Source organism: Idiomarina sp. UBA3176, assembly GCF_002364295.1.
In the GTDB taxonomy this organism is placed as follows: Bacteria; Pseudomonadota; Gammaproteobacteria; order Enterobacterales; family Alteromonadaceae; genus Idiomarina; species Idiomarina loihiensis.
The window spans coordinates 51,835-68,318 of sequence record NZ_DEXU01000005.1 but is presented as its reverse complement, the minus strand read 5'-3'; the positions used below and the strand labels follow the sequence as shown (position 1 = coordinate 68,318).

16 protein-coding genes and 1 tRNA gene (1 of these 17 running past the window's edge) are annotated in these 16,484 nt (G+C 46.0%); 10 read left to right on the top strand and 7 right to left on the bottom strand.

The genetic code is table 11. The features are described from left to right. From B2U97_RS01965 to B2U97_RS01920, 10 genes are all read left to right on the top strand, one after another. A tRNA-Met gene (locus tag B2U97_RS01965) sits at positions 1-61 on the top strand (it extends 112 nt beyond the left edge of the window). Positions 62-237: 176 nt separating this feature from the next. Further along, the gene (gene rimP / locus B2U97_RS01960; RefSeq protein WP_011234221.1) at positions 238-696 is read left to right on the top strand and encodes a ribosome maturation factor RimP; all 459 of its coding nucleotides are present in this window, start codon (positions 238-240) and stop codon (positions 694-696) included. Positions 697-722: 26 nt separating this feature from the next. Beyond that, positions 723-2,222, top strand: a complete 1,500-nt coding sequence (nusA, locus tag B2U97_RS01955) for a transcription termination factor NusA (RefSeq protein WP_011234220.1) — start codon at positions 723-725, stop codon at positions 2,220-2,222. 26 nt (positions 2,223-2,248) lie between these two features. Then, entirely contained in the window at positions 2,249-4,939 is a 2,691-nt protein-coding gene (gene infB / locus B2U97_RS01950) for a translation initiation factor IF-2 (RefSeq protein WP_011234219.1), read from the top strand. Positions 4,940-4,957: 18 nt separating this feature from the next. Then, complete coding sequence (rbfA, locus tag B2U97_RS01945) at positions 4,958-5,344, top strand: 30S ribosome-binding factor RbfA (protein ID WP_273025158.1); 387 nt, start codon at positions 4,958-4,960, stop codon at positions 5,342-5,344. Then, positions 5,344-6,276 (top strand): tRNA pseudouridine(55) synthase TruB, encoded by a 933-nt coding sequence (gene truB, locus B2U97_RS01940; RefSeq protein WP_011234217.1) that lies wholly within the window; start codon positions 5,344-5,346, stop codon positions 6,274-6,276. The genes rbfA and truB overlap by 1 nt, the downstream gene beginning before the upstream one ends. Positions 6,277-6,373: 97 nt before the next feature. Further along, positions 6,374-6,643, top strand: a complete 270-nt coding sequence (gene rpsO, locus B2U97_RS01935) for a 30S ribosomal protein S15 (RefSeq protein ID WP_011234216.1) — start codon at positions 6,374-6,376, stop codon at positions 6,641-6,643. 180 nt (positions 6,644-6,823) lie between these two features. Next, the gene (gene pnp, locus B2U97_RS01930; RefSeq protein WP_011234215.1) at positions 6,824-8,974 is read left to right on the top strand and encodes a polyribonucleotide nucleotidyltransferase; all 2,151 of its coding nucleotides are present in this window, start codon (positions 6,824-6,826) and stop codon (positions 8,972-8,974) included. A gap of 124 nt (positions 8,975-9,098) precedes the next feature. Beyond that, complete coding sequence (gene nlpI, locus B2U97_RS01925; RefSeq protein WP_011234214.1) at positions 9,099-9,983, top strand: lipoprotein NlpI; 885 nt, start codon at positions 9,099-9,101, stop codon at positions 9,981-9,983. Between the two features lie 11 nt (positions 9,984-9,994). Beyond that, complete coding sequence (locus B2U97_RS01920) at positions 9,995-11,152, top strand: hypothetical protein (RefSeq protein WP_011234213.1); 1,158 nt, start codon at positions 9,995-9,997, stop codon at positions 11,150-11,152. On the opposite strand, the gene B2U97_RS01915 is transcribed toward B2U97_RS01920, so the two are convergent. The 7 genes from B2U97_RS01915 to mltB form a co-directional block, all read right to left on the bottom strand. Next, the gene (locus B2U97_RS01915; RefSeq protein ID WP_011234212.1) at positions 11,120-11,512 is read right to left on the bottom strand and encodes an MAPEG family protein; all 393 of its coding nucleotides are present in this window, start codon (positions 11,510-11,512) and stop codon (positions 11,120-11,122) included. The two genes, B2U97_RS01920 and B2U97_RS01915, sit on opposite strands and share 33 nt — an antisense overlap. Positions 11,513-11,528: 16 nt before the next feature. After that, positions 11,529-12,497, bottom strand: coding sequence for a lipoyl synthase (gene lipA, locus B2U97_RS01910; protein WP_016341310.1), 969 nt, complete (start codon positions 12,495-12,497; stop codon positions 11,529-11,531). Next, positions 12,481-13,146, bottom strand: coding sequence for a lipoyl(octanoyl) transferase LipB (lipB, locus tag B2U97_RS01905; RefSeq protein ID WP_011234210.1), 666 nt, complete (start codon positions 13,144-13,146; stop codon positions 12,481-12,483). Before lipB ends, lipA begins: the two co-directional genes overlap by 17 nt. Before the next feature lie 44 nt (positions 13,147-13,190). Further along, positions 13,191-13,457, bottom strand: coding sequence for a DUF493 family protein YbeD (gene ybeD / locus B2U97_RS01900; RefSeq protein ID WP_011234209.1), 267 nt, complete (start codon positions 13,455-13,457; stop codon positions 13,191-13,193). A 12-nt stretch (positions 13,458-13,469) separates the two neighbouring features. Then, positions 13,470-14,627: a D-alanyl-D-alanine carboxypeptidase family protein gene (locus tag B2U97_RS01895; protein ID WP_011234208.1), complete on the bottom strand. Its 1,158-nt coding sequence runs from the start codon at positions 14,625-14,627 to the stop codon at positions 13,470-13,472. Positions 14,628-14,689: 62 nt separating this feature from the next. Beyond that, positions 14,690-15,517, bottom strand: coding sequence for a septal ring lytic transglycosylase RlpA family protein (locus tag B2U97_RS01890; protein WP_011234207.1), 828 nt, complete (start codon positions 15,515-15,517; stop codon positions 14,690-14,692). Then, positions 15,504-16,475, bottom strand: coding sequence for a lytic murein transglycosylase B (mltB, locus tag B2U97_RS01885; protein ID WP_011234206.1), 972 nt, complete (start codon positions 16,473-16,475; stop codon positions 15,504-15,506). The genes B2U97_RS01890 and mltB overlap by 14 nt, the downstream gene beginning before the upstream one ends. Positions 16,476-16,484: the final 9 nt, after the last annotated feature.

Genomic DNA, 16,484 nt, shown 5'->3' with positions numbered 1-16,484 from the left:
CTGGTAGCTCGTCGGGCTCATAACCCGAAGGTCGTAGGTTCAAATCCTGCCCCCGCAACCAATTTTAGTAGCAGCGTTTCGCATTAAGGCGTCGCTTTTGCTAAAATAACTGACAAAGGGTCCAGTGTTCAGAAAGCCCCGCAGCAGCTCGGGGCTTTTTGCTATGCGGCCTTAGCTATCTTAGGATAGCCAGAACACTGGGCGCTTGCGCCCTTTTTTTGTTTCAGGAGGCAGTAATTGGCAAATTTGCAAGAACGGTTAACCGATATAATTCGCCCAGCGGTAGAAGCGCTGGAGTTTGAATTGTGGGGCGTAGAGTTTATTCGCGCCGGTAAGTTTTCAACATTACGGGTATATATCGATCATCCGGAAGGTATCAGCGTGGATAACTGTGCAGACGTGAGTTATCAGGTCAGTTCACTACTGGATGTTGAAGACCCTATTAATGTTGAATACAACCTGGAAGTGTCCTCTCCGGGAATGGAAAGACCGTTTTTTAATGCCCAACAAATGCAGCCTTATATAAATGAAACCGTTGCTTTTGAGTTAGTAGCGGCGCAAAAAAACAAAAGAAAATTTAAGGCAGAATTGATTGCGGTTGAGGGTGAAGAACTGACCCTTGCCGTTGATAACGATACTCTTCAGGTGAATATGCGTGATGTGAAAAACGCTCACCTGGTTCCGGCATTTGATTAAAAGATTGCGTTGGCGAGGCAGCACTCATGAGTAAAGAAATACTGTTAGTCGCAGAAGCGGTTTCAAACGAAAAAGCAGTACCACGCGAAAAAATATTTGAAGCGTTAGAGTCAGCATTGGCTCATGCGACCAAAAAGAAGTACGACGGCGATATTGAAGTTCGTATTGATATCGATCGTACCACTGGCGAATTTGATACATTCCGTCGTTGGTTAGTCGTTGAAGACACGGATTCTGGATTAGAACATCCTTACCGTGAAATAAGCTTGTCGGCAGCGCAATACGAAGATCCATCGGTACAGGCCGGTGACTACGTAGAAGAGCAAATCGATTCGATACAGTTCGACCGTATTACGACCCAGACTGCAAAACAAGTTATCGTACAAAAAGTACGTGAAGCCGAACGAGCTCAGGTTGTTGATGAATACCGTGAGCAAGTGGGTGAAATGGTCAGCGGTATTGTTAAGCGTGCGAATCGGGAGCACGTTATTCTGGATTTAGGTAATAACGCGGAAGCGATTATTTATCGTGACGAAATGTTACCGCGTGAATCTGTGCGTCCAGGTGATCGCATTCGCGGTTTGCTCTATGACGTTCGTCCAGAAGCTCGTGGTGCACAATTATTTGTAAGCAGAACCAATCCTAACTTCTTGTTGGAATTGTTCCGTATCGAGGTGCCTGAAATAGGCGAAGAGATGATTGAGCTACGCGGTGCTGCCCGAGACCCGGGTTCGCGTGCTAAAATTGCGGTTAAGAGTAACGATAAGCGTATAGACCCTGTTGGGGCTTGCGTTGGTATGCGCGGTGCACGAGTTCAGGCGGTATCCGGTGAGCTTGGTGGCGAGCGCGTAGACATTGTGCTTTGGGATGATAACCCGGCACAGTACGTCATTAACGCGATGGCGCCTGCTGAAGTAGCGTCTATAGTTGTGGATGAAGATGCACATACTATGGATATTGCGGTTGCGGCAGATAACCTGGCTCAAGCTATTGGTAAAGGTGGACAGAACGTTCGCCTGGCCAGTCAGCTAACCGGCTGGACACTGAATGTTATGACCGAAGACGAGTTCAACGAAAAAAATGAAGCTGAAACTCAGCGTCTATTGAACTTGTTCGTATCGACTTTAGATATCGATGAAGATTTTGCCAATGTACTGGTTGATGAAGGCTTCTCTTCACTTGAAGAAGTGGCTTATGTCCCGGTTGCAGAATTCCTTGATATTGAAGGGATGGACGAAGATATCGTAGAAGAATTGCGTAGCAGAGCACGTGCTTATTTAACCACGAAAGCTCTGGCTACCGAAGAATCTCTGGAATCGGCTGAACCAGATGACACACTGTTGAACCTTGAAGGAATGGAGCGTCACCTGGCTTATGTATTAGCCAGCAAAGGCGTGACAACTCTGGAAGAGTTAGCGGAACAGGGTGTTGACGACTTAGCCGATATTGAAGAATTAAATGAACAGCAGGCTGGCGATTTAATTATGAAAGCTCGCAATATTTGCTGGTTCAATGAAGAACAGTAGAACGATCAGCGGAGGTACAACAGACTATGGAAGAAGTAACGCTCGATAAGCTGGCCACAGATGTCGGTACAACAGTTGATCGTCTGGTTCAGCAGTTCGCTGAAGCGGGCATGACCAAGAAAGCGGGTGATTCTGTTAACGAAGAAGAGAAACAGAAATTACTGGCTCACTTGAATCGTCAGCACGGCGGTGGCGGCAGCTCTGAACCCAGCAAAATGACTTTAAAGCGCAAAACAAAAAGTACGTTAAGCGTTGGTGGCGGAAGAGACTCTAAATCCGTTCAGGTAGAAGTGCGTAAAAAGCGTACTTACGTGAAACGTTCAGCAAGCGAAGAACAGGAACGTGAAGAACAAGAACGCTTAGCGCAAGAGAAAGAAGCGGAAGAAGCGAAGCTTCGCGAAGAAGAAAAACAGCGCGAAGAAGAACAGCAGCGTAAAGAAGCGGAAGCCAAGGCTAAAGCAGAACGCGAAAAAGCTGAGAAAGAAAAAGCTGAAAAAGAAAAGCTGCGCAAAGAAAAAGAGAAAGAGCGTCAAAAAGCAGAAGCTGAAAAACGTGCTGCCATGACACCTGAAGAGCGTGAAGCGGCAGACAAAGCGAAAGCCGATGCTGAAAAACTGAAGCGTCAACAGGAAGAAGAAGCTCGTAAAAAAGCGGAAAAAGAAGCGGAAGCGCAAGCGGAAGAAGCTCGTAAACTGGCGGAAGAAAACGCAAAACGCTGGGAAGAAGAAGAGCAGAAACGTAAACAGCAAGAAAAAGAAGACGTGCATTTTACAACGTCATCTACTGCGCAAGAAGCTGAAGACGCACAAGATTTTGACGAAGAACGTAAAAGCCGCAAACGCGGTAAAAAGCGTCGTCGTAAAGATGAAGAAAGCGATGATACTCCACGCCGCGAGAAGCGTCGTAAAGGTGCTCGTCGCGGCTCGTCGCTGCAACAGGGCTTTAATAAACCAGCTCAGCCAGTTGAACGTGATGTGAAAATTGGTGAGACCATTACCGTTGGTGAACTTGCTAACCGTATGGCGGTTAAAGCCAGTGACCTTATCAAGACCATGATGAAAATGGGCGAGATGGTCACCATTAACCAGATTCTTGATCAAGACACAGCCGCTTTAGTGGTTGAAGAGCTGGGTCATAAACCTGCGTTGGTGAAAGATAATGCGCTGGAAGAAGAAGTGCTTTCTGACCGCCAGGAAGGCGGAGAAGAGGCACCTCGTGCACCAGTCGTTACTGTTATGGGTCACGTTGACCATGGTAAAACATCGTTGCTGGATTACATTCGTAAAGCCAAAGTTGCATCAGGCGAAGCGGGTGGTATTACTCAGCACATCGGTGCATACCACGTTGAAACGGGTCATGGCATGGTGACTTTCCTGGATACTCCGGGACACGCCGCCTTTACTTCTATGCGTGCACGTGGTGCAGGCGCAACAGACGTTGTTATCCTGGTAGTCGCTGCGGATGATGGTGTTATGCCGCAAACCAAAGAAGCGGTTCAGCACGCAAAAGCTGCTGGCGTTCCTCTGGTTGTTGCTATCAACAAAATGGATAAAGAAGGCGCTGACCCAGACCGTGTGAAGAACGAGTTGTCGCAGTTGGAAGTTATTCCTGAAGACTGGGGTGGCGATGTTCAGTTCATTCCATTGTCAGCGCACACCGGTGAAGGCATTGATGAGCTGTTAGAAGCTATTTTGCTGCAATCTGAAGTATTGGATTTACGTGCAGAGAAAACCGGTATGGCCTCAGGTATTGTGGTTGAATCACGCCTGGATCGAGGCCGCGGCCCGGTAGCAACGGTATTGGTTCAGCGCGGTCTGCTGAAGCAGGGCGATGTTGTACTTTGTGGTCTTGAATACGGTCGTATTCGTGCGATGCGCGATGAAACCGGTAAAGAAATTAAAGAAGCGGGCCCATCTATTCCTGTAGAAATACTGGGTCTGTCCGGTGTTCCTCAGGCAGGCGACGAAGCAACGGTTGTCAGAGACGAGCGTAAAGCGCGTGAAGTAGCTAACTATCGTCAGGGTAAATACCGTGATGTGAAATTAGCCAAGCAACAGAAAGCGAAACTGGAAAACATGTTTGCGGACATGGCCGAAGGTGATGTTGCTGAGCTTAATATTGTACTTAAGTCTGACGTACAAGGGTCACTGGAAGCGATTTCTGATGCCTTAACCAAACTGTCAACTGATGAAGTAAAAGTGAACATCATCGGTAGCGGCGTTGGTGGTATCACCGAAACCGATATTTCTCTGGCCAGTGCCTCAAATGCCATTGTTGTTGGTTTTAACGTTCGTGCTGAAGCTGCAGCCAGAAAACTGGTTGAACAGGAAAGTGTCGACTTACGCTATTACAGCGTTATTTACGACTTAATTGACGAAGTTAAAGCGGCAATGAGCGGTATGCTGCAGCCCGAGTTTAAACAGCAGATTATTGGTTTAGCCGAAGTTCGTGATGTCTTTAAATCACCTAAGATTGGTGCCATTGCTGGTTGTATGGTAACTGAAGGTGTGGTGAAGCGTTCTGCTCCAATTCGCGTATTGCGTGATAACGTTGTTATCTACGAAGGCGAACTAGAATCTTTACGTCGCTTTAAAGACGACGTTCAGGAAGTTCGTAACGGCATGGAATGTGGTATCGGTGTTAAGAACTACAACGATGTCAAAGAAGGCGACCAAATTGAAGTCTTCGAAACCATTCAGATTGAACGTACGCTGTAATCAAGGACACAGGAATTTATGGCTCAAGAGTTTAGCCGTACCGAAAGGGTACGGCATCAGCTACAACGAGAAATCGCTATGATCCTGCAACGTGAGATAAAAGATCCTCGCGTTAGCATGGTCACAGTATCCGACGTGGAAGTTTCTCGTGACTTAGCTTATGCCAAAGTGTTTGTTACCTTTTTCCAGGATGACCCTGAGCAAACTAAGCAGGCGTTAAAAGTATTGAATGAAGCCTCAGGCTTCATTCGATCTTTATTGGGTAAGCGCATCAAAGCACGCATTGTTCCGCAACTAAAGTTTCAGCACGACGCTTCTTTAAATGAAGGGATTCGTATGGGCAAATTGGTTGCAGAAGCTCGTGAACGAGATAAGAAAAGCAGCGAAAACAGCGGAGACGATTAATGTCTAAAGCTCGTCTACGCAAAGGCCGTGCTCTCACGGGCGTAGTATTATTGAATAAACCGCAGGGCATGAGTTCAAACCATGCCCTGCAGCGTGTTAAGCGCCTGTATAATGCACAAAAAGCGGGTCATACTGGTGCGCTGGATCCTCTGGCAACCGGTATTCTGCCAGTTTGTCTGGGAGAGGCGACGAAGTTTTCGCAATATCTGCTGGATGCCGATAAAGCCTACCGGGTTGAAGCTACGCTGGGGGTAAGAACAACCACCAGTGACGCCGAAGGTGAAGTGGTAGAGGAAAAGCCTGTTGCAGTTGATACCGCTAAGGTTGCCGATGCAATAAAGCAGTTTATTGGTGAACAGGATCAGTCTCCCTCTATTTATTCGGCACTGAAGCACGAAGGCCGTCCATTATATTATTATGCGCGCCAAGGCATTGAAGTACCGAAAAAAACGCGGACAATCACCGTCCACTCTATCGAACTGCTGAATATTCAGGACAATAAAGTGACCCTGCAAGTGAGTTGCAGCAAAGGTACTTATATTCGTACTTTAGTTGATGACCTGGGTCAGTTACTAGGCTGTGGTGCTCACGTATCCATGCTACATCGTAATGCAGTAGCCGACATAGCTGAAGCGGCTATGGTGACCCTGGAACAACTGGAAACGTTAGCAGAAGAGGGCTATGAAGGTCTCGATGCGTTATTGCATCCGGCTGATTTGCTACTGGGACAATTGCCAGAGGTAACAGTGACTCAAGCGCAAACTCGCGACTTTTTGCATGGACAGCCCATTCCTTTACCTGAGCAAAATGGAAATGACGCAGAAGAATGGCGCGTTGCCACAGAAAACTCGCTATTTCTTGGTGTTGCACGGGTGAAAAATGCGGAATTATGGCCGCGTCGGGTTATTGCGCGGGAGCATGTGGATTTATAGTTGTTTTTACGGCGGCTGACGAGTATAATCGCCGCCTTCATATCGATGCTGAATTAGTGATTGGCGTCGATCATTTTGACAAAACTTAGGAGTTAGCATGTCACTAACTGTTGAACAGAAAGCTGAGATTTTAAAAGAATTTGGCCAAGGCGAGAACGATACCGGTTCTCCTGAAGTGCAAGTTGCGCTTTTAACTAAAAACCTGGCTGAATTACAAGACCACTTTAAAGAACATAAGAAAGATCACCACTCACGTCGTGGTCTGCTACGTATGGTTAGCCGTCGTCGTAAGCTTCTTGATTACCTGAAGCGTAAAGACGAAAAACGTTACGTAGCTATCGTAGAACGTCTTGGCATCCGTCGCTAAGACAAACGTTCTGAAAAGAATAAAATTAAAAGGGCCTTCAGGCCCTTTTTTTGTATTCTTTTTTAGGCTTATGGGTCTTAATTTCGTCACAATTCCCCTATACTATGCGATGAGATAAATAAAGAGAGAAGACGAGTATCAATCCGGATACTCTATATTTTGAAGGTAAAGGAAAGCAACGTGAATCCAATAACTAAACAATTTCAGTACGGTCAGCACACAGTCACTTTAGAAACTGGCGTAATAGCACGTCAGGCGACTGCTTCTGTGCTTGCCAGCATCGATGACACAACAGTCCTGGTCACTGTGGTTGCGAAAAAAGAAGCTCGCGAAGGGCAAAACTTTTTTCCATTAACGGTAAATTACCAAGAGAAAACTTACGCAGCCGGTAAAATTCCAGGTGGCTTCTTTAAGCGTGAAGGCCGTCCAAGCGAAAATGAAACTCTGACTTGTCGTTTAATCGACCGTCCAATTCGCCCATTATTCCCTGATGGTTTCATGAACGAAGTGCAAGTTGTTGCAACTGTTGTTTCTGTAAACCCTCAAATTAATCCTGATATTGTTGCCTTAATTGGTACTTCAGCAGCGCTGTCTATTTCTGGTGTTCCTTTCGCAGGCCCAATCGGTGCAGCTCGTGTTGGTGTCGTGAACGATGAATACGTTTTAAACCCAACCGCAGATGAGTTAGAAAACTCGAAACTGGACCTAGTGGTTGCCGGTACTGATAAAGCTGTCTTAATGGTTGAATCAGAAGCTCAATTGCTGTCTGAAGACCAAATGCTTGGTGCCGTTATGTACGGTCACGAAGCAATGCAGGACGTTATTAAAGCCATTACTGAATTTACTGCAGAAGCAGGCAAAGAGAAGTGGGATTGGCAGGCACCTGCAAAAGATGAAAGCTTACAGACCAAAATTCGTGAATTGGCAGAGCAAGGTATTGGCGAAGCCTACCGCACTACCGACAAAGCAGAACGTAAAGGTAAGCTTGACCAGGTTAAAGAGCAGATGGTCGAGAAGCTGACTGCTGAAGATGAAAATGTCGATTTAGAAGAATCTGGCAAAATTTTCCATGACCTGGAAAGTGACATTGTCCGTAGCCGTATTATTGCCGGTGAAAAGCGTATTGATGGCCGCGACCCTGACATGGTTCGTGCTATTAGTGTGGCTACTGGTGTATTACCGCGTACTCACGGTTCAGCATTGTTTACCCGTGGTGAGACTCAGGCGTTGGTAACTGCGACTTTAGGTACCGATCGTGATGCTCAGATGATTGATGAGCTGACCGGTATGAACACGAATCGCTTCATGCTGCATTATAACTTCCCTCCATACTGTGTTGGTGAAACGGGTATGGTTGGTTCGCCAAAACGTCGTGAAATTGGTCATGGTCGTTTGGCTAAACGGGGTATTCAGGCGGTTATGCCTAGCCACGACGAGTTCCCATACACCATTCGTGTGGTGTCAGAAATTACTGAATCAAACGGTTCAAGCTCTATGGCCTCAGTTTGTGGTTCTTCACTGGCGTTGATGGATGCAGGTGTACCAATCAAGTCTTCTGTAGCGGGTATTGCTATGGGCTTGGTTAAAGAAGGCGACAAGCATGTTGTTCTGTCTGATATTCTTGGTGATGAAGATCACTTAGGTGATATGGACTTTAAAGTAGCGGGTAACACTGATGGTATTACTGCGCTGCAAATGGACATTAAAATTGACGGCATTACTCGCGACATCATGGAAAGTGCCTTAGCGCAGGCTAAATCAGCTCGCTTACACATTCTGAAAGTGATGGACGAAGCTATTGGCGGTCACCGTGAAGAACTGTCTACTTATGCACCTCGCTTTACCACCATCAAAATTGATCAGGACAAGATCAAAGACGTTATCGGTAAAGGCGGAGCGGTTATTCGCGAGCTGACTGAGTCAACTAATACCAACATTGAGATTGGTGATGATGGTACTATCAAAGTTGCAGCCAGCGACCAGGCTGATGCTGACGCCGCTATTGAGAAAATCAAACAGCTAACGGCTAACGTTGAAGTTGGCAAAATTTACCAGGGTAAAGTAGCACGTATCGTAGACTTTGGTGCCTTTGTTACTGTTCTGCCCGGTAAAGATGGCTTAGTTCACATTTCTCAAATTGCAGAAGAACGTGTTAACGACGTAAATGAATACCTGAAAGTTGGTGATGTTGTTCCGGTTAAAGTACTGGAAATTGACCGTCAGGGTCGCGTACGTTTAAGCATGAAAGAAGCGGCTGAGAAAAAAGAAGAACCAGCACCTGAAGCGCCGGCAGAGCCAGCAGCTGAAGAAGAAAACAAAAGCGAAGAGTAATCGTAAAGATTTTCTCAGCTTTGTTAAAAACCCCGTGTGAACGGGGTTTTTTTATATCTGCTTTTTGCCTGAATGGCGTTGAGTGTGCTGTAATAGGGGCGAATGTATATTTAAGGATAAAATTATGCAAGAGCGCAGAAGTGTTAGGTTCATGGGAGCTTTGTTGTTATTAGGCGTCATGACGGGGTGTGCCTCGCAAAGTTCATTTAATCAGTTACCTGATACCGTGGTACTTGCAGAGCCTGAAAGCGCAGAGTTTCGTTATGAGATTGAGCTGGCACGCATAGGGCAGATGCTAAGAGAAAATTTAACTGAGGAACAGCGCGGAGAGCTATATTACCGCCGCGGTGCGTTATACGACGCCGTTGGCTTGAGAACTCTTGCGAGAATGGATTTTACCCGAGCTTTAGAATATAACCCGAGGTTGGCCGATGCGTATAATTTCTTAGGTATTCAATATACGCAACTAGAGGAGTTTGATTACGCTTATGAGGCTTTTGATTCAGCAATTGAACTCAACCCTGAGCACCGTTATGCCTATTTGAACCGGGGTATAGCCGAGTATTATGATGCCAGAACGAAACTTTCTCAGGAAGACTTAAAATACCATCTGGAAAGAGAACCCGATGATCCTTACCGCGTTATTTGGCTGTTTCTCGCCGAACATGAAAATGATGCCGCGTTGGCACAAAAAAGCCTTGAGCAAAACGCTGAGAAACTGAGTAAATCCGACTGGGGGTATCAGATTGTACAACTGTATGCAGGCAAACTTTCTGAAGAAGCGTTTTTACAACGTATGACCCGTAACTTAGGGGAATCGGAAAAGCTGACTGAACGTTTGTGTGAAGCCTATTTTTATCTTGGCAAGTACATGCAAATGGAAGGAGAGCAATTGCAGGCTGTTAACTACTTTAAATTGGCTTTAATGACCAATGTATATGGTTTTGTTGAACACCGATATGCGTCAGTTGAGCTAAACCGTATTCGTGAATCCTTACTCAGTCGCTAAAGAGAAAAGGAGTGAAAACCAGACTCTTAATTGTGTTGTTTCTGCTGGCTTTAACTGGATGGTCTCATCAGGTTTATAACCAACAGCAAGAGCGCAGCAGTCTCGCGCATCAGGGCAATGCCAAGGCACAACATCAACTGGCGAATCACCACTGGGCACTGAATAATCGTACCGCTGCTTATTATTGGTGGCAGCGGTCGGCAAAGCAGCATTACTTTCCAGCCATAGAAAGTTTAATTAACGAATTTCCAGCGACAAGTGACGCTTGGCTTGCTCTGGCTGCTGATGCTGGCGACCCTGTGGCTCAAAGGCAGGTGGCTACCGCTGAGCTAGCCGATCAGAACATTTCTATGCACGAATGGGTGCATCGCTGGGTAAACTCGAAAGACTCCTGGTTACAGAGTCAGTTTGGACTGATTGAACGCTATAAGCCTAGCGCGCAATGCAATATGGAAATCAATGTTGTTGCTGCTGACTCTGGCGAAAAGCGACGCTATCTTAACTTTTTGTCCGCGGTAAAAAATACACCTTTTGATACTCAGAATTGGTGCGTTAGCTTTACTTTGGACGAAAACTTATCTTGTGTAACCGATACACAGAGAAAACGGGCAAATTGTCATTTTGAAAAAAGTTTTGATAGGCAGGTAATATTAGCCGAAGAAGGCATTGCCAGTGCCAATAGTCAGACACTGACTTTAACGGCTGACAGTTCAGAAGCGGTTATTCAACATGAGCTAGGACACTGGATGGGGTTCGCTGATGAATACGAAATGTCAGACGCACTTGCTCAAAATTTCTGTTATGGCTACTACGACCATGACAGCTTGAATATTATTGTGACAGAAGCTCATAACGAGTATTCGGCACGGAAAATTAAAGCGATTTATAAAAGGCTACCGTGGAAAGATGAACTGAGTTCCTGGCAAGATATTGCGATTAAGAAGCAAGGGAAGTGGCGTTTAGGGAGCTCTGGGGAAGCCGTTGTCGGCCTTTTTAAAGCGGATACCTGTAACGCTATAGATGACAGACAAGCATGGCGCCCTGTTAATACTAGAACCGCTATGGAGCGTCACGACACCAAACTATGGCCAGAACTCTACTTAAGATTGCTGGAGCAAAAAACTAACGCTTTTGATTTAGACGCTAATAGCGACTTGCGCCAGAATTAGCACTGGGCAGAGTGTTGCCAGAAACCAAATAAGTGAACGAAGTTTGTCATAGTTGCTTAAATAAGCAATGTGATAGAGCACTCTAAGTACAATAAAAGAAATGCTTAAAAATTCAATTCGGTCGGTGATCTGAGAAGTTGCTAGGGCTGCCAATACTGCTGCGGCAAATAATGGGAAAGCTTCATAGGCATTATAGTGACCGGCAACGGCCCGGGCTCCACGCCCAAGTAACCGTTGCTGTTGAGCTCTGGGGTGTTTATTGTCATAACCGTTATCGCGGTTCTGAAAGTAAACCACAGGTGCCTTAGCCAAAATTGGCAAGACTCCGGCAATGAGTAAACACCACAATAAAAGGCTCACGGTCACTATTCCTTAATTAACGTACGGTTTCGCCTGCTGCCTGTAAATCAGCATGATAAGACGAGCGTACGAGTGGCCCACTGGCAATGTGGCTAAAGCCCATTTCAACACCAGCAACACGCAGCTCTTCAAACTCGTCGGGGTGCACGTAGCGTGCTACCGGAATATGGTGGCGGCTAGGCTGCAAATACTGTCCGATAGTCAACATGTCGACATCGTGCGCACGAAGATCTTTCATGACTTCCAGTATTTCTTCTTTGGTTTCGCCAAGGCCGACCATAAGTCCCGACTTAGTCCGGATATCCGGCCGAACTTCTTTGTATTTTTGCAGCAAGTCTAAAGACCACTGGTAATTTGCACCAGGACGAGCTGCCTTATACAGGCGTGGCACGGTCTCAAGGTTGTGGTTAAATACGTCAGGCGCCTCGCCTTTGAGAATATCGATCGCAACCTGCATACGACCACGAAAATCCGGTACCAGCACTTCTACCTGAATGTTGTTCTCACTGTGCTCACGAATTTCACGAATACAGTCCGCAAAGTGCTGAGCACCGCCGTCGCGTAAATCATCACGGTCAACCGATGTAATTACGACATACTTCACTTTCATGTCGCGGATGGTTTTGCCCAGCTTTTCAGCTTCTTCCGGATCGGGAGGAAGAGGGCGACCGTGAGCAACGTCACAGAATGGGCAACGACGTGTACAAATGTCGCCCAGGATCATAAAACTGGCTGTACCGTGATTAAAACATTCCGGTAAATTTGGACAGGATGCTTCCTCACAAACAGAGTGCAAACCATGGCTGCGCATTGCTTGCTTAATTTCATCAATACGCTCAGTTGAAGAAGGTAACTTCACCTTCAGCCACGACGGCTTACGCAACATCTGATCGCGTTCGGTGGGAATAATTTGTACTGGTATCAGTGCCATTTTATCGGCGTCACGCATTTTGACACCAGGTTCAACTCTAACTGGCTTTGACATAATCTTGAGCGAGTCCCGTTTGTTGAAGAATGTTGCTGTAGGAAAGAGAGCTGGTAAAGTGTTTTATCACTGCATCAGCCGCTTCACTAAAGCTATCAGGACCATTGAGATCCTTAGTTTGAATCATTTTTATGCCCGAAAGACCACAAGGGTTTATTCGGGAAAAAGGTTCCATATCCATATTGACGTTCAAGGCCAATCCGTGGAAAGAACAGCCTTTACGAATACGCAGTCCCAGAGAGCAAATTTTATCTGTATCGACATAAACTCCAGGAGCGTCTCGACGCGCTTTGGCATCAATTTCGTAGTCGGAAAGGGTTTCAATGACGGTGTTTTCAATGTGGTTAACGAGTTGACGGACACCATAATTAAGACGACGGATATTAAGAAGGAAATAAATAACGAGCTGACCCGGACCGTGATAGGTAACCTGTCCGCCTCTGTCGACCTGGATAACCGGAATATCACCCGGAGCGAGAATATGCTCAGCTTTTCCCGCCTGTCCTTGAGTGAATACGGGATCGTGCTCGACCACCCACAGCTCGTCGGCAGTATGTTCGTCGCGTTGGTCAGTGAATTCTTGCATAGCATGCCATACGGGTTCGTATGGCTGCCTGCCCAATTCACGGATAATTAGGGTATCGTTCATGCCGCCATTATAACGTTTGTCAGCAACAACGGCTAGTCCTGCCGCTACAGAACGTAGCGAACGTCCTCGATATCTGAGAGTGAACGATACAATATTTCGATATGCTGCTGGCTTTCGACACGCACAGCAACAGAAATTGAGTGGTAGTTGCCTTTGCTGCTGGGCTTTACGGAAGGACTGTAGTCGCCCGGAGCATGCTCTTGTAAAACTTCCACAACCTGATCAGGAAGGCTGTCACTAGCAACCCCCATCACTTTAAAAGTAAAGTGACAGGGGAAATCGACCAGTTCGTCAAAACGAGTTTTTTGCATCTATCTAAACCTTTATTCTTCAGTAAACTGCTGTTTTATATAGTCCATCATCTTCTTGAAGAATCCACCTTCTTCGACAGCTTGTAAGGTTACCAGCGGAAATGAAGCTACATCTTCGCCATTTAGCTGAAGGTAAACTGTGCCTACATGCTGACCTTTGGAAAGCGGTGCCTGTAGCTGCTCATCAAGCTCAAAGTTAGCTTTTAATTTATCACGTTGACCTTTAGGTAAGGTGATAACGACATCTTCACTAATACCCAGCTCGACTTCATCTAAATCTCCACCCCAAATACGTTGGGAAATGAAGCTTTCGCCGGCAGAATATGCTTTTACGGTTTCGAAATAACGGAATCCGTAGTTAAGCAGTTTTTTGCTTTCAACTTTACGCGCTTGTTCACTGTTAGTTCCCATAACCACAGCAATTAATCGGGTTCCGTCTTCAACGGCGGAAGAAACCAAGCTATAACCCGCTTCATTAGTATGGCCGGTTTTAATGCCATCGACGTTCAAGCTCCGATCCCATAGCAATGAGTTGCGATTGTATTGCTTAATATTATTGTAGGTAAAAGACTTTTCTGAGTAGAGTTTATATTCGTCAGGAGTCTCATTTATTAAAGCACTTGCTAACGTGGCCATATCACGGGCGGAGACGTATTGCTCAGAATCAGGCAGCCCGTGACTGTTCGCAAAGTGACTGTCCTTCATGCCTATTTGTTCAGCATAATTATTCATTAACCCAGCGAAAGCGTCTTCGCTTCCCGCAATATGTTCAGCCATTGCAACACAGGCGTCGTTACCAGAGGAAATAATGATGCCACGGTTTAACTCTTTAACACTGACCTCTTTGCCAACTTCGATAAACATTTTGGATGACTCAGGGAAGTTTTTGGCCCAGGCATTTTCGCTTACAGTAACAATATCCTTCTCGCTAATGCGGCCAGCTAGCATTTCTTTACCAATAATATAGCTGGTCATCATTTTGGTCAGGCTGGCCGGGGGCAGGCTTTCACGGGAATTATTTTCTGCTAACACTTTGCCAGTAGTGTGATCGATAAGAATATAGGCTTTCGCATTAACCGACGGCGCATCGGGAACTAATGACTGAGCGGCGAAGCTTGCTGAGCTGAATAATAGGGTTACGGCAGTAAAAAGGTGACAAATTTTTTTCATTGGGATTATCTTTATCTTATCGGTCAAAAAGTGAATCAAATGCGTAAAGAGGCCGAATTATATCAGTTTTGTTGCACAGCGTCAGGAGTATCCGTCTGACTTTGCGCCGCCTTTACGCGAAAAGCTTGAGGGTATCCGGAAGATCGTATTTGCTCGAGTAAATCGTAGCTTTTCTGTTCTGAAACCGGACCCAGCATTAATTTATGTAGACCATCCGTTTTCTCTGTAGTTGCAATTTCCTGGAACTTGGGCGGCAGGTTGCGTTTTAACTGCGATAAACGGTTAATATCTGATGAAGCCACCAATTGAATATGATAATTCGATTGGCTTCCCGGGGCAGACTGATCTTCGACTCGCATTGGCGTTTTTAAATTAATGGCTTCAACTCTAACCGGGGCTGTACCACTATCCAACATACCCAACTTATAAGCCGCCGCAAATGACAAGTCGATAATACGTTCAGGATGGAATGGCCCGCGATCATTTACTCTAACAGTGACGGTACGGTCGTTGTTCAAGTTAGTGACTTTTACATAAGTAGGCAGAGGTAACCGGGTATGAGCCGCTGACATACTGTACATATCATAATATTCACCATTCGAAGTCAGATGCCCATGAAATTTATTTCCATACCAGGAGGCATAACCTTCCTCGACATACCCTACCGCACTGTCCATTACCTCATAATTATTGCCTAAGACCCGATAGTCCCGATTCCCCTGAGGACTGATAGGCTCATGTACGGGAACGGCACTGCGTAACTCCGACTCAGTAGGTAAACGAGTCGGAGCACTGTCTTCATGCTGAGAGTATCGGCCGGAGGGACCGCTGGAGCAACTACTGAGCAAAAACACGCTCAGCATTAAGGTGGATAAATTACTGCACTTCATTTTTCAGTTGCTCGCTAAACTGGTAGACAGCCATCGCGTAAAGTGGACTGTGGTTATACCGGGTAATCACATAGAAGTTGTCGTATCCCAGCCAGTATTCATGAGCGTTTTCTGTTTCAAACTCAAATACTCTGACCTCGGTACCATTATTAACCGCCTTATGCTGCGGAAGTTCATAGCCTTTACGCTTAATTTCGGAACGCGTGGTATTGGGTTTCATACCGTCGCTGACTAACGCTTTCCAGTCTTGTTCATTACCAAGAGGCTGTGCTACAGGTTGGCCTTGCTGCCATTTATGTTCTGCAAAATAATTAGCCACACTGCCGATAGCATCGACCGGATTCGTCAAAATGTCTCTTTGTCCGTCGTTGTCAAAGTCCACCGCGTAATGCCGATAGCTGGAGGAAATAAACTGACCGAAACCCATAGCACCGGCGTAGGAACCTTTTGCTTCGGCTACGTCCCAACCTTCTTCAGATGCTAACTGAAAGAATTCGCTAAGTTCGGAACGGAAGAAACTTGAACGGGGAGGGTAATGAAAGCCTAAAGTGTAGAGTGAATCCAGAACGGAATATTTCCCCATATAATTGCCATAAAAGGTTTCGACGCCAATGATTGCAACTATGATTTGAGCAGGTACGCCGTATTCAGCTTCTGCACGTTCCAGCGTTTCTTTATGTTTTTTCCAGAACTTAACGCCCGCTTCTAAGCGTTTTTCAGTTAAGAAAATTGGGTAGTATTGATACCAGGGCTTGGCTTCCCATGGACGCTGAATGGCTTCAAGAACCTCGTCGTTTTTCCGAGCTGTCGAGAGCCATTGGCGAACTTGCTCTTCGTCTAGTTTGTGCTGCTCAACTTGCTGTTGAATAAACTTTTCAATCTCAGGGCTTTGCTCCTGAGCATATGCAGGTAAGCTGCTTGTTGCGGTTAGCAACGCTAATCCTAATAAGGTGCGCATATAGTTTCC

Excerpts from the sequence above, each read along its gene's own strand:
- nusA (WP_011234220.1), top strand. The coding sequence starts at position 723 with ATGAGTAAAGAAATACTGTTAGTCGCAGAAGCGGTTTCAAACGAAAAA.
- infB (WP_011234219.1), top strand. The coding sequence starts at position 2,249 with ATGGAAGAAGTAACGCTCGATAAGCTGGCCACAGATGTCGGTACAACA.
- rbfA (WP_273025158.1), top strand. The coding sequence starts at position 4,958 with ATGGCTCAAGAGTTTAGCCGTACCGAAAGGGTACGGCATCAGCTACAA.
- truB (WP_011234217.1), top strand. The coding sequence starts at position 5,344 with ATGTCTAAAGCTCGTCTACGCAAAGGCCGTGCTCTCACGGGCGTAGTA.
- rpsO (WP_011234216.1), top strand. The coding sequence starts at position 6,374 with ATGTCACTAACTGTTGAACAGAAAGCTGAGATTTTAAAAGAATTTGGC.
- nlpI (WP_011234214.1), top strand. The coding sequence starts at position 9,099 with ATGCAAGAGCGCAGAAGTGTTAGGTTCATGGGAGCTTTGTTGTTATTA.
- lipA (WP_016341310.1), bottom strand. The coding sequence starts at position 12,497 with ATGTCAAAGCCAGTTAGAGTTGAACCTGGTGTCAAAATGCGTGACGCC.
- lipB (WP_011234210.1), bottom strand. The coding sequence starts at position 13,146 with ATGAACGATACCCTAATTATCCGTGAATTGGGCAGGCAGCCATACGAA.
- ybeD (WP_011234209.1), bottom strand. The coding sequence starts at position 13,457 with ATGCAAAAAACTCGTTTTGACGAACTGGTCGATTTCCCCTGTCACTTT.
- B2U97_RS01895 (WP_011234208.1), bottom strand. The coding sequence starts at position 14,627 with ATGAAAAAAATTTGTCACCTTTTTACTGCCGTAACCCTATTATTCAGC.
- B2U97_RS01890 (WP_011234207.1), bottom strand. The coding sequence starts at position 15,517 with ATGAAGTGCAGTAATTTATCCACCTTAATGCTGAGCGTGTTTTTGCTC.
- mltB (WP_011234206.1), bottom strand. The coding sequence starts at position 16,475 with ATGCGCACCTTATTAGGATTAGCGTTGCTAACCGCAACAAGCAGCTTA.